The sequence below is a fragment of the Planomicrobium stackebrandtii genome, from assembly GCF_030814955.1.
In the GTDB taxonomy this organism is placed as follows: domain Bacteria; phylum Bacillota; class Bacilli; order Bacillales_A; family Planococcaceae; genus Planococcus; species Planococcus stackebrandtii.
Genome location: NZ_JAUSWB010000002.1, coordinates 278,618 through 301,645, shown reverse-complemented (window position 1 = coordinate 301,645; position 23,028 = coordinate 278,618). Strand labels below are relative to the sequence as shown.

Annotated in this window: 23 protein-coding genes; 11 read left to right on the top strand and 12 right to left on the bottom strand. The window is 45.3% G+C overall.

Annotated features, from left to right (window positions below):
• Positions 1-61 precede the first annotated feature (61 nt).
• The 5 genes from QOZ98_RS05070 (at position 62) to QOZ98_RS05050 (ending at position 5,470) form a co-directional block, all read left to right on the top strand.
• Positions 62-1,600 (top strand): sensor histidine kinase, encoded by a 1,539-nt coding sequence (locus QOZ98_RS05070; protein WP_308786410.1) that lies wholly within the window; start codon positions 62-64, stop codon positions 1,598-1,600.
• Positions 1,593-2,270: a response regulator gene (locus tag QOZ98_RS05065; RefSeq protein ID WP_407676698.1), complete on the top strand. Its 678-nt coding sequence runs from the start codon at positions 1,593-1,595 to the stop codon at positions 2,268-2,270. Before QOZ98_RS05070 ends, QOZ98_RS05065 begins: the two co-directional genes overlap by 8 nt.
• 136 nt (positions 2,271-2,406) lie before the next feature.
• On the top strand, positions 2,407-3,426 hold the full coding sequence (locus QOZ98_RS05060; RefSeq protein WP_308786408.1) for a Bug family tripartite tricarboxylate transporter substrate binding protein: 1,020 nt from the start codon (positions 2,407-2,409) through the stop codon (positions 3,424-3,426).
• Positions 3,427-3,475: 49 nt separating this feature from the next.
• Positions 3,476-3,925, top strand: coding sequence for a tripartite tricarboxylate transporter TctB family protein (locus QOZ98_RS05055; protein WP_308786407.1), 450 nt, complete (start codon positions 3,476-3,478; stop codon positions 3,923-3,925).
• 18 nt (positions 3,926-3,943) lie between these two features.
• Positions 3,944-5,470: a tripartite tricarboxylate transporter permease gene (locus QOZ98_RS05050; RefSeq protein WP_308786406.1), complete on the top strand. Its 1,527-nt coding sequence runs from the start codon at positions 3,944-3,946 to the stop codon at positions 5,468-5,470.
• A 57-nt stretch (positions 5,471-5,527) separates the two neighbouring features.
• Here QOZ98_RS05050 and trhO read toward each other — a convergent pair whose 3' ends face one another.
• The 4 genes from trhO to QOZ98_RS05030 all read right to left on the bottom strand — a co-directional run bounded on the left by trhO (position 5,528) and on the right by QOZ98_RS05030 (position 9,438).
• Positions 5,528-6,490 carry an oxygen-dependent tRNA uridine(34) hydroxylase TrhO gene (gene trhO, locus QOZ98_RS05045; protein ID WP_308786405.1) on the bottom strand — a complete coding sequence of 321 codons (963 nt, stop codon included), beginning with the start codon at positions 6,488-6,490 and terminating at the stop codon, positions 5,528-5,530.
• A gap of 208 nt (positions 6,491-6,698) precedes the next feature.
• The gene (locus QOZ98_RS05040) at positions 6,699-7,649 is read right to left on the bottom strand and encodes a 2-hydroxyacid dehydrogenase (protein ID WP_308786404.1); all 951 of its coding nucleotides are present in this window, start codon (positions 7,647-7,649) and stop codon (positions 6,699-6,701) included.
• Positions 7,650-7,724: 75 nt separating this feature from the next.
• On the bottom strand, positions 7,725-8,336 hold the full coding sequence (locus QOZ98_RS05035; RefSeq protein WP_308786403.1) for a DedA family protein: 612 nt from the start codon (positions 8,334-8,336) through the stop codon (positions 7,725-7,727).
• Between the two features lie 13 nt (positions 8,337-8,349).
• The gene (locus tag QOZ98_RS05030) at positions 8,350-9,438 is read right to left on the bottom strand and encodes a metallophosphoesterase (RefSeq protein ID WP_308786402.1); all 1,089 of its coding nucleotides are present in this window, start codon (positions 9,436-9,438) and stop codon (positions 8,350-8,352) included.
• A 254-nt stretch (positions 9,439-9,692) separates the two neighbouring features.
• On the opposite strand from QOZ98_RS05030, the gene QOZ98_RS05025 reads away from it, so the two are divergent.
• The 5 genes from QOZ98_RS05025 to QOZ98_RS05005 all read left to right on the top strand — a co-directional run bounded on the left by QOZ98_RS05025 (position 9,693) and on the right by QOZ98_RS05005 (position 13,107).
• Positions 9,693-10,040, top strand: coding sequence for a lmo0954 family membrane protein (locus QOZ98_RS05025; RefSeq protein WP_308786401.1), 348 nt, complete (start codon positions 9,693-9,695; stop codon positions 10,038-10,040).
• A gap of 13 nt (positions 10,041-10,053) precedes the next feature.
• Complete coding sequence (locus QOZ98_RS05020) at positions 10,054-10,692, top strand: PspA/IM30 family protein (protein ID WP_308786400.1); 639 nt, start codon at positions 10,054-10,056, stop codon at positions 10,690-10,692.
• A 63-nt stretch (positions 10,693-10,755) separates the two neighbouring features.
• Entirely contained in the window at positions 10,756-11,454 is a 699-nt protein-coding gene (gene liaF, locus QOZ98_RS05015; protein WP_308786399.1) for a cell wall-active antibiotics response protein LiaF, read from the top strand.
• Entirely contained in the window at positions 11,451-12,497 is a 1,047-nt protein-coding gene (locus QOZ98_RS05010; protein ID WP_142827021.1) for a sensor histidine kinase, read from the top strand. The genes liaF and QOZ98_RS05010 overlap by 4 nt, the downstream gene beginning before the upstream one ends.
• Entirely contained in the window at positions 12,472-13,107 is a 636-nt protein-coding gene (locus QOZ98_RS05005) for a response regulator transcription factor (RefSeq protein WP_308786398.1), read from the top strand. Before QOZ98_RS05010 ends, QOZ98_RS05005 begins: the two co-directional genes overlap by 26 nt.
• Before the next feature lie 46 nt (positions 13,108-13,153).
• On the opposite strand, the gene mbcS is transcribed toward QOZ98_RS05005, so the two are convergent.
• From mbcS to QOZ98_RS04975, 6 genes are all read right to left on the bottom strand, one after another.
• Positions 13,154-14,731 (bottom strand): acyl-CoA synthetase MbcS, encoded by a 1,578-nt coding sequence (gene mbcS, locus QOZ98_RS05000; RefSeq protein ID WP_308786397.1) that lies wholly within the window; start codon positions 14,729-14,731, stop codon positions 13,154-13,156.
• A gap of 24 nt (positions 14,732-14,755) precedes the next feature.
• Positions 14,756-15,322 carry a YIP1 family protein gene (locus QOZ98_RS04995; RefSeq protein WP_308786396.1) on the bottom strand — a complete coding sequence of 189 codons (567 nt, stop codon included), beginning with the start codon at positions 15,320-15,322 and terminating at the stop codon, positions 14,756-14,758.
• 3 nt (positions 15,323-15,325) lie between these two features.
• A complete protein-coding gene (locus tag QOZ98_RS04990; RefSeq protein ID WP_308786395.1) occupies positions 15,326-16,975 on the bottom strand; it encodes a solute symporter family protein in 1,650 nt (549 codons plus the stop codon).
• Between the two features lie 3 nt (positions 16,976-16,978).
• Positions 16,979-17,248 (bottom strand): hypothetical protein, encoded by a 270-nt coding sequence (locus QOZ98_RS04985; protein WP_142827016.1) that lies wholly within the window; start codon positions 17,246-17,248, stop codon positions 16,979-16,981.
• A 757-nt stretch (positions 17,249-18,005) separates the two neighbouring features.
• Positions 18,006-19,268, bottom strand: coding sequence for a mechanosensitive ion channel (locus tag QOZ98_RS04980; protein ID WP_308786394.1), 1,263 nt, complete (start codon positions 19,266-19,268; stop codon positions 18,006-18,008).
• Positions 19,269-19,384: 116 nt separating this feature from the next.
• Entirely contained in the window at positions 19,385-20,254 is an 870-nt protein-coding gene (locus QOZ98_RS04975; RefSeq protein WP_308786393.1) for a DMT family transporter, read from the bottom strand.
• A 108-nt stretch (positions 20,255-20,362) separates the two neighbouring features.
• Between QOZ98_RS04975 and QOZ98_RS04970 the strand changes: the two genes are divergently transcribed.
• A complete protein-coding gene (locus tag QOZ98_RS04970) occupies positions 20,363-20,593 on the top strand; it encodes a helix-turn-helix domain-containing protein (protein ID WP_308786392.1) in 231 nt (76 codons plus the stop codon).
• A 69-nt stretch (positions 20,594-20,662) separates the two neighbouring features.
• Here the strand turns inward: QOZ98_RS04970 and metX are convergent, their stop codons facing one another.
• Both metX and QOZ98_RS04960 read right to left on the bottom strand, forming a co-directional pair.
• Entirely contained in the window at positions 20,663-21,676 is a 1,014-nt protein-coding gene (metX, locus tag QOZ98_RS04965; protein ID WP_308786391.1) for a homoserine O-acetyltransferase MetX, read from the bottom strand.
• A 12-nt stretch (positions 21,677-21,688) separates the two neighbouring features.
• A complete protein-coding gene (locus tag QOZ98_RS04960) occupies positions 21,689-22,981 on the bottom strand; it encodes an O-acetylhomoserine aminocarboxypropyltransferase/cysteine synthase family protein (protein ID WP_308786390.1) in 1,293 nt (430 codons plus the stop codon).
• Positions 22,982-23,028 lie beyond the last annotated feature (47 nt).

Genomic DNA, 23,028 nt, shown 5'->3' with positions numbered 1-23,028 from the left:
TATCAAGATGTCTTTGCAGCGAAGGATTTTTTTATATGGAGCCCTATTCGTAGCCTTCATTATGATTTCGGCTGGGTTGTCGTTTTATTTTACGATTTCAGAAGCCATTGAAGAACAAATGGGAAAACGTGCTTTGAATATTGCTGTTACCACTGCCGATCGTCCAGATATAGTGCAGGGTTTTGCTGTTGATGATCCTCATGCTTCACTTCAACCAATCGCTGATGAAGTACAAAATCAGACAGGCGCTGAATATGTAGTTATCGGCAACGCTGAAGGAATCCGTTACACCCATCCCCTAGAAGATCGCATCGGCCAGAAAATGGTCGGCGACGATAATGAACGTGCTATTTTGAAAGGCGAATCTTATATTTCAGAAGCAGTCGGTTCGTTGGGTCCCGCTCTGCGAGGAAAAGCACCTATAGTTGATGAGCAAAATAATATAATCGGTGTTATTTCAGTGGGCTTTTTGAAAACAGACATGACTTCTATTTTTTTGCAGTATGCAGACTCTATTATAGTTATTGTGTTAATTGCAATTGCTATTGGCGGAATCGCTTCAATGATTCTGTCCAAAAACATTAAAAAGACATTATTTGGTTTAGAACCTGCAGAAATTGCAAGTTTATTCATAGAAAGAAATACACTGATCGAATCTGTAAGAGAAGGCATCATAATGGTCAATAAAAGTGGTGAAATCACAATGGCTAATGCGTCCGCCTATGAAGTTCTGTCTTTGCCGAAAGAAAAAAACCTTATTGGAAAGTTGATTGACGAAGTTCTGCCTAATACCTTGCTCCCTCAAGTCCTGTTGACAGGTGAACAGCAATTCGATCGTCCCATGACAATCCGCGGCAAGAAAACAATAGTCAACCGCATCCCAATTCTTATTGACAATGAAATTGCTGGAGCGGTTTCCAGTTTCCGATTGCAGTCAGACTTGGATGGTTTGCGCAATGAGCTGACACAAATTAGGCAATATGCCGACTTACTGCGTTCGCAGACTCATGAACATCATAATTTCCTCTATACTATTTCCGGACTGATTCAATTGAATTCACTCGATGAAGCGATGGAACTCATTCATGACGAAACAAAAGAACAGCAGTCACTTGTTCAGTTTATCGCAAATCGGCTGCAGGATCCGTTGCTTGGCGGAATTGTCATTGGCCTTTTTAACAGGGCGCGGGAATTGAAAGTGAAGTTTCTTCTCGATGAGGACAGCTACTTGGAAAAGCTTCCATCCTATCTTGAAAAAAGTTTATTTGTATCGATTCTTGGCAATCTTGTAACGAATGCCTTCGAGGCCGTTGAATACCTGCCTGAACATGAACGGTTGGTCAGACTTCTTTTTGTCGATAATGGCCATGAAATTTTAATTGAAGTCGAAGATACCGGAAAAGGACTGGATCCTTCCATCCTGCCCACTCTTTTTAAAGAACGGATCTCCACAAAAAACGGCGATGACCGCGGGTATGGGTTAGTAAAAGTTCAAGAAAATGTTCACGATTTACAAGGAGAAATAACCATGGAAAACGGCGATTTTGGCGGTGCTCTGTTTATTATTTCCATACCGACTGGAGGAAATGAATATGATTGAAATTCTAATTATTGAAGATGATAAGCGAATTGCAGATATACACAAGCGATTTATTGAGAGAATCCCAGGGTTTCAAGTAGTAGGTGCTGCACACAATGGCGATGAAGCGAAAGATTGGATACAGGTATTAAAACCGCAGCTGATTTTGCTGGATGTATTCCTGCCGGATATGAAAGGTACTGACCTTTTGCCGTATATAAAACTGGAAAGCCCTGAATCCGATATCATCTTTATCACAGCTGCCTCCGAAACGGCCATTGTCAAAAAAGCTTTTAGAGCCGGAGTTTCCGACTATATGCTCAAGCCTCTCACTTTTGACCGTTTTCAAAAAAGCCTTCTTGACTATCAGTCCAAAAGAGTATCTCTTGAAAAATCAGATTCTTTGAATGAGCAATCCATAGAGCAATTGTGGAATAAAAATCATGAACCTTATATGGAACAAGTTGTTACACCAAAAGGAATCGATCCGAGTACCATGATTAAAATAAAAGAAAAGTTGAATGATTCATCAACCGGGATAACGGCCGAAGAAATGGGGGCTGCTTGCGGCATGAGCCGTTCAACCGCCCGCCGCTATCTCGAACACTTGACAGCCGGCCAGGCAGCCAAGGCTGAATTGCTTTATGGCACGATTGGAAGACCCGAAAGACGGTACTTCCCTGCCCCGTGAACTTTATGAACAGTATTATCAATATGTACAGTATCCACCTTATGACTAGAAACATCGAATTGGGCATATATTCTGATAAGTTTAAGACAGCGCTGAAAGCGCTGTCTTTTTACTATTATAAAAGGGGATGAATTATATGTTGAAAAAAATGATTTCCGTTTCTCTTGCCGGTATTTTAGCGGTTGGCCTTGCTGCTTGTTCGTCTGAAGAAAGTTCTCAAGCCAGTAACAATGGTTCACCTGATTATCCTGAACGCGGATTAACCATCGTGGCACCTTCTGGAGCTGGCGGAGGCTGGGATTTGACTGCGCGGTCTATTGCAAAAACGATGAATAACTCAGGCTTGATTGAAGAGCCGATCATGGTCGAAAATAAACCGGGTGGCGGTGGAGCTGTCTACATGGCAGAATATGCAACCAAAGAAGTCGATAATGACTACATGCTCATGGTGAAATCTCCACCGATTCTCATCAATAACAGCAAAGCTGAAGGAAATAGTCCATACGGTTACAAAGATACAACCCCACTTGCCCAATTGACACGCGATTACGGTGCGATTGTTGTTCGCGCGGACTCTGAGTTTCAGACATTGACTGATGTACTCGATGCTGTAAAGGCTGATCCTACAGCGGTTACATTCGCCGGTGGTTCTGCTCCCGGTTCAATGGATCATCTGGTTGGTATTTTGCCGGCTTTTGAATACGGCATCGATCCAAAATCAGTGAAATACGTTTCTTATGATGGCGGCGGCGAAGCCGTTGCTGCATTGCTTGGAGACAATGCGGATGTCATCGCAACCGATGCGTCTACGATTGGAGAATACATGAAGTCCGGTGACGTCCGCGTACTGGCAGTAAGTGCTCCTGAACGCTTGGAAGGCGAGCTTAGCGAAATCCCGACATTCAAAGAAGAAGGCATTGACACTGAATTTACAATCTGGCGAGGCATTTTCGGACCTAAGAATATGTCAGACAGTGCATACAAATACTGGTCAGAAAAAATAGAGGAAATGTCTGGCAGCGAAGAATGGAAGCAGGAACTTGAACAGAACGGTTGGCAAAGTGAATACAAAAACGGCGAGGATTTTGAAGAATATTTAAAAAATCAAGAAGAGTTGATTGTTGAGTTGTTGACTGCACTTGATATGCAAAAATAATTTAAAAAACGGCTTCGGCCGTTTTCTAATTTAAGAGGAGTGAAAGACTATGAGTAAAACCTTCGATCGATTTGCTGGCATTATTTTTTTATTGATTGGCCTTTTATTTGTCATAGAAAGCCAGCGAATATCCGAGAGTTCCTACGGTTCAGAAGTCGGGCCAGACATCTTTCCGATCGGGTTGGGAACTATATTGATTCTCTTAAGTGCACGATTACTTTACGAAACTTTCCGCTATGAAGCAGTTATTAAGAATGAAGAGTCCATTAAATACAAAAAGTTTTTCATCATTTTTATCAGTGCTGTTCTATATGCTGCTCTCTTAGAGCCGCTTGGCTATGTCATTACAACATTCTTATTTCTGGTCATAGCATTTCAAACGATGGAAAGCGGAAAATGGCTTCAAACATTGGTCATTGCCACTGCATTTTCATTTGGTGTCTATTATCTTTTTGCCGAGTTTCTCGGCGGTTCACTCCCGGGATTCCCAGAATTTTAAAACGAAAGGCGGATGGCCATGAGTACATTACAATTTTTAATGGATGGATTCAGCATCGCATTCCAGTGGCAAAACATTCTCTTTGCCTTTGTAGGGGTCCTTATTGGAACAGCAGTTGGCGTATTGCCGGGTATTGGCCCGATGAGCGGCGTAGCCCTCCTTATTCCAGTGACCGCAACAATCACTTCCGGCATGCCGACAGAAGCTGCAGCGGCAAGCTCCATCATCTTATTGGCTGGAGTCTATTACGGAGCCATGTATGGCGGTTCGACTACATCGATCCTTCTGAACACGCCGGGAGAATCTTCTTCCGTTGTCACAACGCTTGACGGATACCAGATGGCGCGTCAAGGCCGCGCAGGAGCCGCTTTATCGATTGCCGCAATCGGTTCATTTGCAGCGGGTATTGTATCTTTGATTGGCCTTGTACTATTGGCAGAACCTCTATCCAATATAGCCCTCCAGTTCGGTCCTGCTGAATATTTCTCGCTCATGTTGCTCGGGCTCGCTGCAGTAAGCGGATTGGCCGGGAAGTCCATGACCAAGGCATTGATGATGACCGTGTTCGGATTGATGCTTGGAACAATCGGCATCGATGCTGTTTCAGGTATTGCACGGTTCACTTACGATTTGCCGATCCTATATTCCGGCCTAGAGTTTCTGACAATCGCAGTCGGATTGTTTGCACTGGGCGAGGTATTTAAGACCATTCTAGAACGTGAACACGAAGATGGTACGATCGCAAAAATCGGCAGGATCCTTCCTACTAAACAAGATCTGAAAGACAGTGCAAAACCGATCATGCGGGGATCTCTTTTAGGGTTCTTTATCGGCGTGCTGCCAGGTGCAGGAGCAACTCTTGCCTCTTTCTTCTCCTACATTGCCGAGAAAAAATTCAGCAAAACTCCTGAGAAATTCGGCACAGGCGCAATTGCAGGTGTCGCAGGTCCTGAATCAGCCAATAATGCTGCATCAGGCGGCGCTATGATTCCACTCTTAACATTAGGCATTCCTGGATCTGGAACTACCGCTATCTTAATGGGAGCACTCATCATGTACAATATCCAGCCTGGCCCATTATTATTTGATGATCATCCTGAAGTGGCATGGGGACTCATCGCCAGCATGTTTGTCGGCAACTTAATGCTATTGATTTTGAATATGCCACTGGTTAAAGTATTCGCCAAAATAATCGAAACGCCAAAAAAATATTTATTGCCAATCATTATCGCAATTTCTTTCTTTGGGGTATATGCAGTCCAGTACACAACATTTGACCTCTTCCTGTTGCTTGCTTGCGGAATTCTAGGTTATTTATTGGTTAAAAACGACTTTCCTGTTGCACCACTCGTTTTGGCTCTAGTGTTAGGGCCAATGATTGAAAACAACCTGCGCAGAGCTTTAACTATTTCAAATGGCGATTTCATGATTTTCTTCACTAAACCATTGTCTTTGATCCTGCTTATCGTTGCTGCCGCTTGGTTGCTGATTCCCTTGCTTCTAAAATTTAAAGGCCGCACTATTGTTTTGAACGAAGAAGACTGACGGACTATATCTCATGCAATACAAAAACGCCTCCAAATATATGGAGGCGTTTTTGTATTAGATTGTTGTCGTTTCTTTCAACGCATCCAAACGTGCCTGTACATCTTCCCCAGTCAAGCCATGCTCAAAGGCATAGCGGTTGCGCGGGTGCTCGCGGCATTCATCTGAACATGAGCGCATGTACTTGTGCTCGTTTTCTTCAGAAGCCAGGATTTTCGCATTGCATTCAGGATTTGCGCAGTTTACGTAGCGTTCGCAAGGTTCGCCTGTAAAGTGGTCTTTACCGACAATTGTATGCTCCAACTGGTTCACCGGTACGGCAATGCGCTCATCAAATACGTATAATTGGCCGTCCCATAGGTCCCCTTTTACTTCAGGGTCTTTACCGTATGTTACAATGCCGCCGTGTAATTGGGCAACGTCCTCGAAGCCTTCTTTTTTCAGCCAGCCTGAGAATTTTTCACAGCGGATGCCGCCTGTACAATACGTCAAAATTTTCTTGCCTTCAAATTGTTCTTTATTGTCACGGATCCATTCCGGCAAGTCGCGGAAATTTTCGATATCTGGACGGACCGAGTTGCGGAAATGGCCAAGATCGTATTCGTAATCATTTCGTGCATCCAAGACAATAGTGTCCTGTTCCTGCATCTGTTTGTAAAATTCTACCGGCTCTAAATAAGTGCCTGTCAGTTCGTTCGGGTTGATGTCTTCTTCAAGCCCAAGGTGAACGATTTCTTTTTTCGCACGGACGTGCATTTTTTTGAATGCATGGCCTTCAGCGGCATCAATTTTGAAAACGATGTCCGAGAAGCGCGGGTCGTTTTTCAACAGTTCCATATAAGCTTCTGTCTGTTCGGTGGTTCCAGAACACGTGCCATTGATTCCTTCTTCGGAAACAAGGATGCGTCCTTTCAGCTCAAGCTCTTTGCATGCCGCCAAATGTTCAGCTGCAAAAACCTCCGGATCTTCAATCGGTGTATATAGATAGTATAGTAATACGTTGTGTGTATGATTTTGCATGAATCATACCTCCTATTTCTCAATTTGTTTCTGCACCAGAAAAGGCAGCAAAAACCTCAATCATTTTACAATAAATAACGCTAAACTACAACTCCAGCCAAAAAGGAAAGCGGCAGGATTCCCGATAAACCCATTTTCTAGATCTTTCACTGGCTTTTACCATATACCAAAAAGGCAGCTGCACCCGCAGCCGCCTTTTCTCCGCCATTCAGCAGACTCTGTTTTTTACCGATCGGTTTTCCAGACAAGCTTTGATCGCTTCGGCATTCAGTGCCATCATCTCCAAGCGTGTTTGGATCGTTGCGCTGCCAATATGCGGCAATACCGTCACATTCGGCAGCGTCAGCAGCGGATGGTCAAGCGGAACCGGTTCCTGTTCAAAAACATCCAAGCCGGCTCCCCAGATTTTTTTATCTTTCAACGCTTCGTATAACGCGATTTCGTCAACGATGCCGCCTCTTGCCACGTTAATCAGACAGGCAGTCTCTTTCATCAATGCCAGTTCGTCTGCGCCGATCATCCCTTTTGTTTCCGGTGTCAACGGCGTCAAAATCACCACATAATCCGAAATCTTCAATAATTCCTCGAATCCGGCATAACGCACGTCTTCCAGGCTTCTCCGGGTGCGGTTATGATACAGCACATCCATTCCAAAGCCTTGGGCACGGCGGGCCACTGCTTCACCTATCCGTCCCATGCCGATGATGCCGAGTGTGGCGCCTCCAACATTTTGTCCGGCCATGCCCATCGGCGTCCAGGATTTCCATTCTCCCGAACGTACTGTTTTCTCCGCTTCGATGATTCGGCGAGCTGTAGCCAATAATAAAGCAAAAGTCAGATCTGCCGTGGATTCCGTCAACACATCGGGCGTATTGGTAACCGTCACGTGGTGTTTGCGTGCCGCTTCCAAATCGATGTTGTTGTGGCCCACAGCAAGATTCGTGACAATCTTCAAGTTGGGGGCAGCTTCAAACACTTCGCTGTCTATCTGATCGGACAGCATGGTCCAGAGCGCATGCGCTTCTTTTGCTTCTTCAAGCAATTTTTCACGTGGTGCGGGGGTATCTTCTTCTGGCCACATCCGGACTTCATATAGTTCTTTCAGTCCAGCTATTGCCTGATCCGGCAGTTTTTGTGTGATAAATACGATCGGCTTCATAGACATCCTCCATCCTTTATTATTCCATAATTATAACAACTTAAAAAACTGCCGGCAATTGCCAGCAGTTTCCTGTTAGTTCCGCACTCTTATTTTTTTGAAATAATACCAGACAGCAGCTATCGCCAATAAAACAATCAAGGCATAGACCATATTGGAATAGAGCTCCATTTGATGCATAATCTGTTCTCTGTTCTCGCCCACCGCTTCGCCGACAAACACCAAGACGGTATTCCATAACAGCGTACCGAGTGTGGTAAAGCTTATAAACAGCCAAAATTTCATGTTCGACATACCGGCAGGAATGGAAATCAGGCTGCGCACCAAAGGGATCAAGCGGCCAAAAAACACTGTCCAAACGCCAAAGCGATCAAACCAGGCATCCGCTTTATGTATATCCGTCTTTTTCACACGCAGCCAGCGCCCGTACTTGTCGATGATTCTCTCCAGCCGTTCAACATCCAGCAGCAAGCCGACGCCGTACAATATGACTGCTCCAAAAACTGAGCCAGCGGTTGATGCCAATATTACTCCCGGTATGGTCATAGTCGTCGTCGTTGTCATAAAGCCTCCAACCGTCAAAATCACTTCTGATGGAATCGGCGGAAACACATTCTCGAGCATAATAAGCAGGAATATGCCGAAATAGCCATACTCCGACATCACTGAAACAATCCAATCTTCCATGTAAACTCTCCTTTTAAGAAGTCGGCCGGAATCTCATTGTGACCGACCACAATTCAGAACGGCTGCCGATACGCAGCGGCGGTCCCCAAAAACCAAATCCTGAAGACACCACAAAATGGGTTTTTTCTATCAACCGATACCCATAATCCAATTCAAAAATCTTTTTGGTCAACAAACGATTTGGCCACATTTGACCTTTATGAGTGTGTCCGGACATATGAAAATCCGCTCCTAGTTCGGCCGGCGTTTTTAAATCGGATGGTGTATGGTCCATCACAATCCATGGCAATTTGCCTTTTACCGGCTGTAAATCAAGAAGCGAATGCCGGTTTCCGTTCGTCCGGTCTTCACGCCCCGTCAAATAGAAACGATTTGCCACCAGAATAGTTTCATCTCTCAGGATATTTACACCCGATTTTTCCATCAGCCGAACCAATAAAGAGATTTTCTTCCCGTAATATTCATGATTTCCTAAAACACCGTATACACCAAGTCGAGGCTTAAGCTGTTCCATAACTTCCCCCATGCCGTAGCGTGCATACCAAATCGGGTCATCATCCACCAGATCGCCTGCTAAAAAAATAACATCCGGATCAAGTGCATTGGTCTTTTCCACGAAACGCTTCAAATGGTTCTTGCCCGATAAAACACCTAAGTGAAAATCGGAACCGATCACCATATGCAGAGGCTCCGCCGCTTCCCCGTCGACTGTAACTTCCAACTTGCGGACAACGGGACTATAGGCCAAATACGTTCCAACGAAGAACAGCAACAGCAAAATCACTGCCACCGCACAACCGATCAAGAACAGATCATCTTGAAAATCCACCAGCAGCACAATGATATTCGCCACAGGAATCAGCAAAACGGCATACTGTAAAAATGCAAACCAATACGAACCGAGAATCGTAAAGCCAAGCCATCTATGGCCGATTCGCCCAATGATATAGCTAAAGGCGAGAATCAGCCAAAAAGCTGTAAAAAGCCATGGATTCAGACCGTCAGCAAAACTGTTCAGCCAGGAATATACCGTCCAGCCAAGGTATGTAACCAGCGTTGTATAAATCAGTAAGGCACCACCGATGCCTGCAAATAGTTTCATAGAAAAAGCGCCTCTTTCTTCTTTTAAGATGGACCATATATGAAGGGTTCAATGTTTTCAATGTGGTAAAAAATATTATAGCATTCTATTTGTAAAATCTGCGCAACTGAACTCTTGAAAATCCACAGTTCCCGATTGAACGGCTGTAGATGGTTCTACGCCCCAGGTCCTAGTAAAAGATGCAGTCAGAGACCGTATTGAAAAATACGTCCGCTTAGTATGATTAGGTTAGAAATTGAGAGGAGGAAAACAATATGAACAAGTTTTGGTTAATCACCCTCGGCATCATTGCCGGAATCGTCGCCCTTTCCAATTTGGGACCCATCATTGGCTTGGCAGTATCACTACTAGTCGTCTACGCAGGGGTGCATTACTACTTAAGAAGCATCTCGGCATTGGCAAAATTTTGGTGGGCTTTTGTGGGAGTCCTTGGTGGACTTGCAGCCATCTCCAATGTGCCGGCTTTGATCGGCGTCGCTGCCCTTGCCGCTCTGTGGATGATCTATCGCCAATGGAATGGCCAAAGCGTTTCGGTCACAGCAGTAAAAGAAAGCGATCCATTTACGAATTTTGAACAGCAATGGAACAAACTAAACAAATAAGGGGGAAACAACAATGACAACTTTATGGGACCGTTTCAAATTTGCCGTGGCAACCGACTTGGATGCTGTCGTCGCAAAAAAAGAGGAAAAAAATCCACTCGCTTTGTTGAACCGATACATCACAGAAGCAGAAAATCAGACCACCGCTACCGGAAAATGGGTGGAGCGCCAAGCTCAGCTGAATGGTAAGCTGGAGAAAGAACTGACTGAAGCTTCCGCTATGCTCGATAAGCGCCAAAATCAGTTGAACCTGGCACAGTCCTCAGGCGAAGCCGACCTTGCTGACTTTGCCGCTATGGAAGTCGACGCTTATGCTGCCCGGGTTGCAGCGCTGCAGAACAACTTGGATGAAAACATTGCTGAACTGACCGGCCTGGAACACCGCTACGAAGAAATGAAACATAAAGTGAAAGACATGAAAGTGAAACAGCTTCAACTGATGGGCAAGGAAAATGCAACGCGCGCCCATCATCAGATGGATAAAGTATTGAGTCCGGAACTTGTTGCCGAACGCATTGGCTCTTTTGACGACATGGCGTCCTACATTACAACACTTGGCGCTAAAGTTGAAGAACGGCACGAACGTTCAGCAATGGAACGACGTCTGGAATCTTTAGAAAAAAACAGCGCAAACCAAAAGGAAATTGTTTAAACTGGAGTGAGAAGAAGTTTTCTTCTTCTCATTTTTTCTGATACAAAGAAGGAGGCAAAAGCCATGCAGCACTTTACAACAAACAGACAAGCATTTTTCCTGCTGAGCGCTTTATTACTAATATTCGTCGAAGCTGCCTTTTTCGGAAACGGCAGCGTGTTTTTGATCCTTCTTGGTATCGGAACAATTTACTATGCTCTGAGAAATAACGTCAAATACCGCCGTTCTTATTTTTGGACGGGTGCCTTTCTTATCGGCGTTTCCATTTTGTCGATGTGGAGTTTGAGGCTGATGGTTTTTGGGCTGGCCATTTACCTTCTGCTCCGCCTATGGAAAGGTGAAGAGTGGCTGCAGACAGCGCCTTTGTACGGCTCCACCGATAAAGGCTTGATTCAGAACAAAGTGATGGCCGCCCAAAGTACGCCAATCGAATCTTATGAATGGAAAGACATTCATGTGCAAGGGTTTATCGGCGATATTCTGGTGGATACTACTCACACCGTGCTGCCGAAAAAAACTTCGCTCATTTCCATCCGGCAGGGTTTTGGAAAGGTACAAATCGTAGTGCCGTACGAAGTTCCTGTACGCGTCTATTATTCGACATGGCTGGGAGAAGCCCGTTTTTTCAACGGAGAAAGCCAGCGCATTCTTAATGGCACCATCCACGTTGAAGATGGCTATCCAACAGATGAAGGCAACAGGGTCGAATTGGTCGTTTCCATAACCACTTGGATGGGGGATGTCGAGGTGATTCGCAGATGAGGCAAATCCTCCCGCGCAGCCTGTTTTTTATATCGCTTTTCGCATTGATCGTCTTCAGCATTCTTTTTGCATTGCTTGGCTTGCCGGCAGTCAACAGCTGGTCTGTTCTATGGGAAGATTTTATTGCCGGATTGCCGTTGGGCATTTGGCTGCTTGTTTTGATGCTTGCGCTGTCCGTCGGCATCTCCTGGTGGACCGAATCCCTGTCACGCTCTAAAGTGCAGGAAATCGAAAAAATCTTTCAGGCCCTTCTGCGCAACGAAGACAAGACGGTTGTCCAAGCTGCCCAAATGAAAACCTTGCCGCACAATTTGTCCAATTCCATCCTAAAACTGCAAAAACTGTTGGAATCGCAGCGCAAAAGCTTGACCCGCATTGCCAATGAACGGGCTGAAACGCAGGATCAAATCATTCAGGAACGGCTAATCATGGAACGGCAACGTCTTGCCAGAGAACTTCACGATTCTGTCTCCCAGCAGCTTTTCGCCGCTTCGATGCTGCTGTCATCGATGACCGAAAATGAGGACGTGCAGCCAGGATTATTGCAGACTGAGAAGATGGTCCAGCAGGCTCAGCTGGAAATGCGGGCATTGCTGCTGCATTTGCGCCCAGCTGCTTTGCATGATAAGAGCCTGCGTCAAGGACTGTTTGAGTTGGTCAGTGAACTGAAGGAAAAAGTCTATTTTACGATCGAGCATAAATTGGAGGAAGTTCCTTTGCAAAAAGGCGCTGAAGATCATCTGTTCCGTATTGCCCAGGAAACTTTGTCCAATACGCTGCGCCATTCCAAAGCGACTGAAGTCCATATACTGTTTGTCGAACGCGATAACTTCGCAATTTTGCGCATCCAGGACAACGGTGTTGGGTTTGAAAGCGAACAGTCCAAATCGACTTCCTATGGCCTGAAGCATATTGAAGAGCGTGCCATCGAAATTGGCGCGACCAGCAAAATTGTATCGGTCCCTTCTGAAGGAACGATTGTGGAAGTAAAAGTCCCGATTGAAAGGAAGAAAACCCATGATTCGAATCTTATTAGTGGATGACCATGAAATGGTACGTATTGGCGTTTCCGCCTATCTCCAGTCCCAAAAGGACATGGAAGTTGCCGGTGAAGCAGCAAATGGCCAGGAAGCCGTTGAAATGGCGTTAGAGCTGCGGCCTGATCTGATTTTAATGGATATGGTGATGCCGGTCATGAATGGAGCGGAAGCGACAAAAGCCATTATCGACCAATGGCCGCAAGCGAAAATCATGATTGTCACCAGCTTCCTGGACGATGACAAAGTCTATCCGGCTCTTCAAGCGGGAGCCGTCAGTTACATATTGAAAACGTCAAAAGCCTCACGGATTGCCGACTCCATTCGCCAAACCATGGATGGTATGCCTGTTCTCGAACCCGAAGTCATGACTAAGATGATGAAACAGATGCGCCATGAACGCGTCCTGCACGATGAACTGACCGACCGGGAGATGGAAATCCTTTTGCTGCTGGCTGCTGGATTGACCAACCAGGAAATCGCCGATCAATTATTCATCGCCTTAAAAACAGTCAAGACGCATGTCAGCAACATCCTGGCAAAACTGGAGGTCCATGACCGGACACAGGCAGTCATTTATGCTTTTCAGCATCGACTCATCTCGCCGCCTAAATAGAGCCAAAAAAATGCCGGACAGCTTATATGCTGTCCGGCATTTTTACTTAGACATTCAGTTTTCGCAGTTCAACCCGCCGAATTTTGCCTGAAGCAGTTTTCGGCAGTTCATCCAAAAATTCGATGACACGCGGATACTTATAAGGTGCGGTAATTTCCTTTACGTGATCCTGCAGCTGTTTCACTAACGCTTCTTTGTCTGGGAAATCGTCTGGATTACGGAGTACAACATAAGCCTTGACAATATTGCCGCGAATCTCATCCGGAGCTGCCACAACTGCACATTCCTGAATGGCCGCATGTTTCATGAGCGCATCCTCGACTTCAAAAGGTCCGATTGTATACCCCGAACTGATGATAATGTCATCACTTCGTCCTTCAAACCAGAAATAGCCATCTTCATCACGCGTGGCCTGGTCTCCGGTTAAATACCAATCTCCCCGGAACGCCGCTTTGGTCCGCTCAGTATCACGGTAATATTCCCGGAATAGGGCCGGACAATCACGATGAACGGCGATATCCCCAACTTCTCCGACAGCAGTCGGTTTTCCTTCATCATTTATGATATCCACTGGATTGCCCGGTGTCGGTTTGCCCATCGATCCCGGTTTCACTTCCATCTCCTGCAGCGTTCCGACAAGCAAAGTGTTTTCCGTCTGGCCATAGCCGTCGCGGACGTTGATGCCAAATGCCTGCTGGAATGCCTCAATAACTTGCCGGTTCAGGGGTTCCCCTGCAGATACTGCAGATCTCAATGCCGGCAGTTTGTGTGAACTCAGGTTCTCCACTTTCGCCATGATGCGATATTCTGTCGGTGTACAGCAAAGGACATTAATATCTTCTTCCTTCAATAGATCCAAGTATTTTAAGGCATCAAAAGGTCCGTTATAAACAAAAGCCGTTGCTCCAAGTGTAATCGTCGACAGGAATGGACTCCAGATCCATTTTTGCCAACCAGGGGCGGCAGTGGCCCATACCATGTCGCCGCTTTGGACGCCCAGCCATTTTGTTGCAGCTGTCCGCACATGCGCATAGCCCCACCCATGGACGTGTACCACGCCTTTCGGATTGCCGGTAGTGCCGGATGTATAAGACAAGAATGCGGTATCTTCACGATGCGTCGGAACAGCGTCGAAATCCGGCGATTCTTTTTCTGCCAGCTCTTCGAAAGATTGCCAGCCTTTTTCTATTCCGCCAACGATCAATTTATTGTTCAGCGCATCCAGCTGTTCATCGATCGAGTTGGTTTCCGCGGTGGTTTTGTAATGTGCCACCACTCCTTTTGCGCCTGAATGGTGCATTCGGTAAATCAAGTCTTTTTTTCGCAGCATCTCTGAGCATGGAATTGCGACAATTCCAGCACGCAGGCAAGCTAAATACGTAATATAGGCCTCTGGAATACGTGGAAGAATGATCAGCATGCGATCACCTTTCTCAATGCCCAGCTTCAGCAAAGCCTGTGCGTATTGATTCATTTTACCGACCAGTTCTTTGTACGAAAGATCTTCCCTATTGCCTTCGCCGTCCAACCAACGAATCGCCAATCGGTCACTTTCTTCTTTGTATTTCTCCAACTCCGAAGTGATGTTATACTGCTCCGGGGCAATTAAATCCTTGAATTCCATATGATAGCCTCCAATCTATTTTCTTCACGCTGGCGGGATGATTAAGTAGTAGACGCTCGCTAGAAAAACGAATGCCGCTAACGCCGCCAGATAAGCTTTAGCAGCAGAAAAGTTTTGGGTGGTTTTAATAATTTTGGCACAGACCAGGTACATCCAGATCAGACCAACTGCCAGCAGTACATAAACCAACGGATGCCCGTTTCCAGCATTCGCTAAGTACGGGGCGCCCAATAAGCCTGGCAGCAGCGCAACCGGAACTGCCCGATTGATGTCACGCAGCATCCCTTTTCCGCCTAGTCCCCTTGAACCCGCCCAAAGCAACAGTGCCAGACCTATTTTTGTGATAAAAGCCATCAGCATCCCGAAAAGGATGAAAATTGCAGGAACAATGAAATTTTGCAGCAGTGCTGAATCGAAACTCGCTATGTATGAGGCATTTGACGCGATTGAAATCGCGCCATAGCCTAAGCCAACGATGAACAACAGCAGGTTGCTCATCCATTGGGTTTTCGGCAATTCTAAAAATGACCGAAAAGATGAATCATTTAATGCCACCATTTTTCCGACCATTTTACTCACCCTTTCTTTCATTCCTTACATCCCCCAAGGCATTAAAGCCCATATCGCGATAGCAGCTGAAACCACTACCGTCACTCCAGCGCCGATCGTGCTGTTATAGCGATATGATTTGATATCTTTCCAACCGTGGATGCGTTCAATCAATTCAATATCCGATTGCTTGGTCAGTTTATTTTGAAGGCCAGGCATACGGTTGGTGATGTAAGAAACGACAATCAGCAGGATAAAGCTGATTGGCACGGCAAGCATGGCACCCGACAAGCCCATTCCGTCTGTCACTCCGTGCCCCGTCAAGACGATACTCGGGAATACGAATGGCGATACGATGATGTAGATGGCACCACCGACTACAGAAGCGGCAATGGCGCCGAATTTATTGGCTTCTTTCCACCATACTCCTACGATGATCAGCGGCGCGTTCGTGACCCCCGCTAATCCGAATGCCCAGAGGATGCTCACAACCAGGAAGGCAGGCGGTTCAATCGCCAATAGGATACTGACCAAGCCGCCTGCGAAAATTGCGATAAAGCCAATTCGCAAACTTAAACGTTCAGGAATATTCGGCTTCAAGGTAGCGATGATATCCTGCGAAATCAAGGCACCAATCGCCAGTAAATTACCGCTTAGCGTTGAAAGTCCAGCAGAAATTGCACCGGCAATAACAAGTGCTGTCACCCATTCCGGATTATAGACCAGATTCAGGATGATGGTCAGTTTATCTGCATCCCCATCTGAAATGACCAATCCTTGAGTAGCCGTTGCATAAACACCAACAAAGCCCATTGCATAGGTCGCTGAGAACACCAACCCTAGAATGAACGCGAACCAGACCATTGCTGAACGTGCACTTTTCAGATTGGATGCGGTGTAGACGCGCATCGCTAAATGTGGAAGCCCCAAAGCTCCGATCGTCAAAGCTGGAATAATGGAGAAATACCATTTTGGAGAGAATTGGTAATCAAAAAATGTCGGCAAAGACTCCAGCATCGCCGGGACCATATCTGAATAGAACAAAGGCGGGAAGTACCAGCCTGTCGCTCCAACCGCTTTCATGATTGCGCCAAGCGGCAGAATAAACATCAAGGCGATGATGACCATCTGGATTGCTGCGTTGTTTGTCGCTCCTGCCATACCCCCAATTGTGATATAGCCGACGATAATGATGCCAAAAACAAAAAGTCCGGTTAAATAGGGAATACCCAATAAAGTTTCAAAGGTAATTGCAATTCCGATCATCTGGCCCAAGGCATACATGATAGATACCAAAATCATGAAAAGAGCAGCTATAATCGATGCTGTCACTCCATACCGGTCACGGATAAAATGTGTAGGAGAGAAAGCTCCCATCCGGCGCAGGCTTGTGCCGTAGATGATGGTAATCAGCGGGATCGCCAGAATCAATTGGATCCACAACATAATGAACGGCACTTGCAGCTGAAGAATCAGCGCCGTAATGCCCAGGAATGTTGCCAAACTCATGTAAGTTGCCGCCATCGCAAGTCCATTTGTGAAGGCACCAACATTCCCGCCGCCTATGTATAAGTCCTTAGCTGAGGCGCTTTTTCGGTTGGACAGAAATCCAACGACGTAAAACAGAACAAAAGTCGCTCCCACGACCGCTAAACCAAGAATTGGATTGGATAATTGCCAGTTTTGTGCTTCCATTACCTACACATCCTTTGCTTCGTCGGAAACTCCGAGCGCATCGTTTTCACTATCAATTTCATCATCAATCCGATTGCCGATTTTTCCAGCTACAATTGTCAAAAAGAAGACCCCAAACCAGCCCATCAAGATTGGTACAATATACATGACCGGGAAACCAAACAACATGCCATCCACCGGAAAGATAGAGAAAATCAGACCTACATTTCCTACCAGGATAAAGGCGGCCGTCATCCAAATTGTAAACTGCACTTCTTTTTTGTACGCTTTCATCGAATCCCCCGTTTCAACTAGATTCCTATTGCTATTCTTCTCCAACTGAGCGTTCGCTCAGTTTCAACCAAAGTTCCTCCCTTTTTTATTATATGATTGATAACTGTCTTGATTGTAACCGCTTGCATAAAAACAAGTCAACCGAATTTTTAAATTATTTAAAATATTGACGAAAGCTTATTCAACTCATTTTCTCTGATCTTTTTTATAAAAAAATCAATCAAATTTGCATAAAGAGTGTATTCTCGAAACATAAATAAAAAAACTTCACTATTCTAGTATACTTTTATTTTTAAACTATACTTATTGAACTATTGATTTCCACTTATTGCTATTCCGGAAATCAACTCCATTTTCATGCCCGCAAGATCCAAATCATGCAGTGGGCGCGACAGGACGTCACGGATCCTAAGGCTTTGTACCGAATCGATTTCTTATGTGTTGCTCCATCGCTGCGCTGTTCCCTTAGGAGTCTCTGCTGATTTGCTCTCTATCTTTTATGAATACTGTAGGAAAATATAAAATTACTTTCAATCCACCCCTTCACTTAGCGCTCGCGCGTCCAAGGGCGTGGCCAAGCTAGAAGACATGTGCCCTTTTCTTGTGGGAGAGCTGCCGAAAGCGGCCGAAGCGAAGGGTAAAGATTGGCTTCTTTCGTTCCCATATATAGTTGAAGTGATTTCATTATGCACAAATACTTTAAACACAAAATACCCCTCGGACAGCAGACTGCCTGAGGGGTATTTTATGGATAAACTTATAGATTCGGCTTATCGTTTTCTTGCTCCATTTTCTTTTCCAGCTTTTCAAGCTGGCGCTTCGCAAATTCGCGGCCGCCCATACCAAAAGAAATAGCGAACGCTACTGCAAGTCCGGCAATGATGAAAAGGAATGCCAGATTGACAATGTTTGTTGCAAAGTTCAACTGGTCCAAGGTCATGAATACGGCAATAATGATGATGGCGTATTTCACGATGGATCCAAGGAATCGGTTGCCGGAAGACTGTTTGATATAGTTCCCAAGCAAGCTGCCGCCGATGAGTCCAAGGCCCAGAATAATCAGTGAACTGATAAGAAGCGGCAAGTAGCCAATGATGGCTTCACCAATGCCATTCAATACATCAAGCTGCAGTACATTCATTGCCTCCACAGTAAAGAAGATAATGATAATTGTCTGAACTACCTTGCCGACGATGCTCGCAATATCAAAGCTTGGTGTTTTAGATTTGTCCGGATTCAGGTAAGTCGAGAATCGGTTGATGCCTGTGCCGTTCAACAGGCTGATCAATAGATCTCCAACAAACTTAGCGATTAGGACACCTACAAGTATCAAAATGATCGCTACAAAAATGTTTGGGATCATATTCAGAACCTGGTTGAGCATATTGACAATCGGTTCAGAAATCGATCGAATATTTAAGGTCTCCAATGCAATGGTCAAAATCGGAATCAATACGATGACGAAGACCACGTTAGCCAGAACATTTGCAAGCGTTGATTTGTCACTTGAATCCATTCTTGCAGTACCAGTTGATGTACCGCCAGTTTTGCTGGTAATCTTGTTGAACCACTTATCGATATTTATGGCTGCCAAAAGGCTGAACACAAGATTTTTTACAAACTTCGCTACAAAGTAGCCAATCACGATAATAATGATGGCCATGAAAAGATTTGGCAGGAATGCCAATAACTTGTCCATCATATTTGAAATCGGCTGTGCCACATTATTCATATTAAGCGTCTGCAAAACACTCGGAATAAACAAAATGAAGATCAGGTAATAAAGAATTTTTCCTATAGAATCCAGTTTGCTGTCTGCATCTTCTTTTGTTTTTGCCATATGGCCTCTGACCATTGCTTTGTCCACGCCTGCTTTTTTTAATCCTTTCGTGAAGATCGCCCGTACAATCGTCGCTACAATCCACGCAATAAGCAATAACAACAGTGCGCCTAAAACGTTTGGAATGTAATCAATGATCGTATTGCCGACTCCTCTGAAAGAATTTCCAACATCGTTCATACACTCAACCCCTATTATAATTTTTAGATCTTATTTACTATCCCCATACTCTACTGAAAATAAACTCCCGGACAATGAAAAACCGCTCAACCAGTGAGCGGTTCTGTTAAAAATCTTTAAGAAGCCAGCTTTCTTCTCTTCGCCATCGTCAATACAATAATGCCGCACAGGAGCAATCCTACTCCAATCCAAGAAAGGACGCTCAGCTCTTCTCCTACTACCAGCACACCCAAAATTGCTGCCGTCAATGGTTCCGCCAATGACAAAGTTACTGCCGAAGAAGAAGGAATCTGTTTTAAACCAAAAGAAAACCAAATATACGATAAGCTTGTCGCACCGATCCCTAAATAAATGAGCAGCCATAAGTTTCCTGAAACGGTTATGTATGATAAGTCGAAGAACAACAAAAAAGGCAGGAGACAGCAGGCGCTTAGTGAAAAAATTACTGCAACAGCAGAAACCGGTTCCATCGCTTTGAGTACATTTTTACTTGCAAGCGCGTAGACCGCAAAAGAAATGCCAGCACCAAGAGCCATAGCGATTCCTATCGGGTCCACCAGCTGCTGCCCTTTATTGGCAAATAGCAGGACACATCCCGCCAATGCCAGCAATGTAGCGATGCCCCACACTCTGTCCGGTCTCTTCTTTAGCGCCGCCCATTCAATCAGACCGGTTAGTACAGGAGCACTGCCGATTGTTACAACTGTTCCAATGGCAATTCCAGTCAATTGGACAGACGAAAAAAATAAAGGCTGAAACAATGCCATGCTGATAGCGGAAAAAGTTGCTGCCGGCCACGGAATCGAACGCACTGATAGTTTTTTTGCCGCCATTACAAAGATCAGCAAAGAAAAACCACCAATTGCCAAACGGAAAGCGCCAATTGACAATGGATGCGCTGTACCCTCAAAAAAAGATTGGGCTGTACCTGTTGTTCCCCACAAGATGGCTGCCAGCAGCACCCACAAATAGGCTGTGTAATTCACATTCAACACCTCTGACTTTCTATACTACCCTAGTAACATACCATGGTACTGTTGGATTGAGATAGCTGTCTTCTTCTATTATAATAAAAGAAAAGAGGAGGGGATCCTATGTATATGACAGTCAAGGAAACTGCCGCTTTTTTGTCCATGTCTGAAGAACAAGTCAATCGCTACGTATTAGAAGGCCGTATCCGTGCAGTCCATGATGGAGAACAATACATGATCAACACCTCTCAGTTCGGCACGCATTTCCAGCAGTTGGAAGAAGCTAAACAAGCGTTGGAGGAGTGGCGCGCTACGCCGATTCCAGACGATGTGGATATCAAGGATGAAGACTGACCGCAGAAAAAAGCATCCGATCGGGGGAAATATTCCCGGATCGAATGCTTTTTTTGTAATCAATTTCACCTATCTTGTGAGTTCCGGTACTAGTAAACTTTTTAACTTCCTCTCGATAAAACCGCCCCATTTTTCGAATTCCACTAAAAATCCATCGTGGCCAAAATCTGTTTCAACGATTTGCCAGCTTGCCGCTCTCTGCTTTTCAAGCCATGGAACCATCAGTTCACTCGGATAAAGCAAGTCATGAGTAAAAGATAGGGAAAACACCGGGATATCCAGAACAGCATCCTGTATATCATGGGTGTTCATGGCTTTCAGCAGCAGCACATAGCTGTTGGCATCAAACCGATCCGCAAGTTTCTTCCCCTGGTAGTTCAAGTATGACTGTACGTTAAATTCATCGCCATCATTGGTACGGCCAAATCGCTGATTAAACATGTTCCCGCTGCGATAAGTGACCATGCCTGCCATGCGGGCAACTTCGAATCCTTTTAAAAGAGCGGAATCCTCGTAATTTCCACCATTAAATGCTCCGTCATTTTCAATCGCCAAAATACCGATATGATTAAAAGCCACACCATAATCACTGTAGTGGGGTGTAACTGCTAATGGAAGAATCGCATCAACAAACCCCGGATACAACTTTCCCCATTCCAAAGTTTTCATACCACCTAACGAGCCCCCAATCACGCCTGCAAGGTGGTGAATTCCAAGCTTTTTCAAGGCATGATGTTCTGCACGTACCATATCACGTATGGTTAGAGTTGGAAATTCACCGCGATAAGGGGTTCCAGTCTCCGGATTTATCGAAAGCGGGCCAGTCGATCCATGGCATCCTCCCAAAACATTGAAAGTAATCACCTGAAAAACATCTGTATCCACCGGCTTGCCTGGTCCGATTAATCCTGCCCACCATCCTGGATTGTCCTTTGTGCCAACAGCATATTGATCGCCTGTCAATGCATGGCATACTAAGACAACCGGAGCTTTTTCGTCTCCATGACGTTCGTATGCAAGTTCTACATCGTTTAACACCTTAGCTGAATCCAGGGTTAACGCGCCGATGGCTACTGTGTTCATGACAATCCCTCCTTATGCATTTTCCAATACTGCCGCCTGTATCGCCTGTTCCAAATCAGCGATCAAATCTTCTGCGTTCTCTAATCCGACAGACAAGCGGATCAACTCTTCCGTTACGCCGGATGATTTTAATTCTTCATCGTTTAATTGCTGATGTGTGGTGGAAGCCGGATGAATGATCAGCGATTTGGCATCTCCTACATTGGCTACATGAGACCAAAGGTTGACGCTGTCGATGACTTTACGTCCTGCCTCACGTCCGCCTTTAATTCCGAAATTGACAATCGAACCGTAACCATTGTTTTCCAAGTATTTCTTTGCCAGTTGATGAGAAGGATGATCTTCAAAACCAAGGAAATTAACCCACTCGATTTGTGGATGCTGCTTCAAATAATTTGCGACAAGTTGGGCATTGCTGCTGTGTTTTGGAATGCGGAGATGCAAAGTTTCCAATCCTTGCAACAAAGCATGTGCACTTTCAGGACTCAGGGACGGACCAAAATCCCGCAGCAGCTGAACGCGAAGTTTTGTTGCGAAGGCCGCTTCCGGAACATCAATGCCATAACGCAATCCGTGATATGTTTCGTCCGGCTGCGTGTAATTCGGGAATCGTGGATTGTCCCAATTGAAGGTTCCGGCGTCCACTGCTATTCCGCCAATGGTCGTGCCGTGACCGCCAATCCATTTTGTGGCAGAGTGAATGACAACATCGGCACCGAATTTAATGGGATTGCTGCCATACGGAGAAGCAAATGTGTTGTCGATTAACAACGGAATGCCATTTTCATGTGCAATTGCTGCTATTTTTTCTACATCAAAGACATTCAAGCTTGGATTGCCAATTATTTCACCGAATAAAACTTTCGTCTTCTCTGTAATTGCCGCTTTGAAATTTTCAGGATTTGTCGCATCAACAAATTTGGTCTTAATGCCATAACGCGGCAAGGTGTTTGCAAATAAATTGTACGTTCCGCCATACAGGTTGCTGTCCGCCACGATTTCGTCCCCGGCTTCAGCAATATTCATAATGGAAAAGGCAATGGCGGCCATTCCGGAAGACAGAGCAACTGCCGCTGTACCGCCTTCTAATAATGCTACCCGCTGTTCGAAAACATCGACTGTCGGATTCATGATGCGTGAGTAAATATTGCCGGTATCCTTAAGGCCAAAAAGATCCTGTGCGTGCTGCGTGTCCTTAAAGACGTAAGAAGTGGTTTTATAGATTGGCACCCCTCTTGATCCTGTTGCAGGATCCGGCTGTTGTCCGCCATGCAGTAATAAAGTTTCTGGTTTTAAGTTTGTCATTTTCCATTCCCCCTATTTTTTATGGATACAATAATGCCGAAGAGAAC

What these genes read in the sequence shown, in the direction of transcription:
- QOZ98_RS05010 (WP_142827021.1), top strand. Translation starts at nt 11,451, where the DNA reads ATGAGGCAAATCCTCCCGCGCAGCCTGTTTTTTATATCGCTTTTCGCA.
- QOZ98_RS04995 (WP_308786396.1), bottom strand. Translation starts at nt 15,322, where the DNA reads ATGAAAGAAAGGGTGAGTAAAATGGTCGGAAAAATGGTGGCATTAAAT.
- QOZ98_RS05035 (WP_308786403.1), bottom strand. Translation starts at nt 8,336, where the DNA reads ATGGAAGATTGGATTGTTTCAGTGATGTCGGAGTATGGCTATTTCGGC.
- QOZ98_RS04970 (WP_308786392.1), top strand. Translation starts at nt 20,363, where the DNA reads ATGTATATGACAGTCAAGGAAACTGCCGCTTTTTTGTCCATGTCTGAA.
- QOZ98_RS05055 (WP_308786407.1), top strand. Translation starts at nt 3,476, where the DNA reads ATGAGTAAAACCTTCGATCGATTTGCTGGCATTATTTTTTTATTGATT.
- QOZ98_RS04960 (WP_308786390.1), bottom strand. Translation starts at nt 22,981, where the DNA reads ATGACAAACTTAAAACCAGAAACTTTATTACTGCATGGCGGACAACAG.
- QOZ98_RS05005 (WP_308786398.1), top strand. Translation starts at nt 12,472, where the DNA reads ATGATTCGAATCTTATTAGTGGATGACCATGAAATGGTACGTATTGGC.
- QOZ98_RS05065 (WP_407676698.1), top strand. Translation starts at nt 1,593, where the DNA reads ATGATTGAAATTCTAATTATTGAAGATGATAAGCGAATTGCAGATATA.
- QOZ98_RS05025 (WP_308786401.1), top strand. Translation starts at nt 9,693, where the DNA reads ATGAACAAGTTTTGGTTAATCACCCTCGGCATCATTGCCGGAATCGTC.
- QOZ98_RS04985 (WP_142827016.1), bottom strand. Translation starts at nt 17,248, where the DNA reads ATGAAAGCGTACAAAAAAGAAGTGCAGTTTACAATTTGGATGACGGCC.
- QOZ98_RS05060 (WP_308786408.1), top strand. Translation starts at nt 2,407, where the DNA reads ATGTTGAAAAAAATGATTTCCGTTTCTCTTGCCGGTATTTTAGCGGTT.
- mbcS (WP_308786397.1), bottom strand. Translation starts at nt 14,731, where the DNA reads ATGGAATTCAAGGATTTAATTGCCCCGGAGCAGTATAACATCACTTCG.
- QOZ98_RS04990 (WP_308786395.1), bottom strand. Translation starts at nt 16,975, where the DNA reads ATGGAAGCACAAAACTGGCAATTATCCAATCCAATTCTTGGTTTAGCG.
- trhO (WP_308786405.1), bottom strand. Translation starts at nt 6,490, where the DNA reads ATGCAAAATCATACACACAACGTATTACTATACTATCTATATACACCG.
- QOZ98_RS05040 (WP_308786404.1), bottom strand. Translation starts at nt 7,649, where the DNA reads ATGAAGCCGATCGTATTTATCACACAAAAACTGCCGGATCAGGCAATA.
- QOZ98_RS04980 (WP_308786394.1), bottom strand. Translation starts at nt 19,268, where the DNA reads ATGAACGATGTTGGAAATTCTTTCAGAGGAGTCGGCAATACGATCATT.
- QOZ98_RS05020 (WP_308786400.1), top strand. Translation starts at nt 10,054, where the DNA reads ATGACAACTTTATGGGACCGTTTCAAATTTGCCGTGGCAACCGACTTG.
- QOZ98_RS05050 (WP_308786406.1), top strand. Translation starts at nt 3,944, where the DNA reads ATGAGTACATTACAATTTTTAATGGATGGATTCAGCATCGCATTCCAG.
- QOZ98_RS05030 (WP_308786402.1), bottom strand. Translation starts at nt 9,438, where the DNA reads ATGAAACTATTTGCAGGCATCGGTGGTGCCTTACTGATTTATACAACG.
- liaF (WP_308786399.1), top strand. Translation starts at nt 10,756, where the DNA reads ATGCAGCACTTTACAACAAACAGACAAGCATTTTTCCTGCTGAGCGCT.
- QOZ98_RS05070 (WP_308786410.1), top strand. Translation starts at nt 62, where the DNA reads ATGATTTCGGCTGGGTTGTCGTTTTATTTTACGATTTCAGAAGCCATT.
- metX (WP_308786391.1), bottom strand. Translation starts at nt 21,676, where the DNA reads ATGAACACAGTAGCCATCGGCGCGTTAACCCTGGATTCAGCTAAGGTG.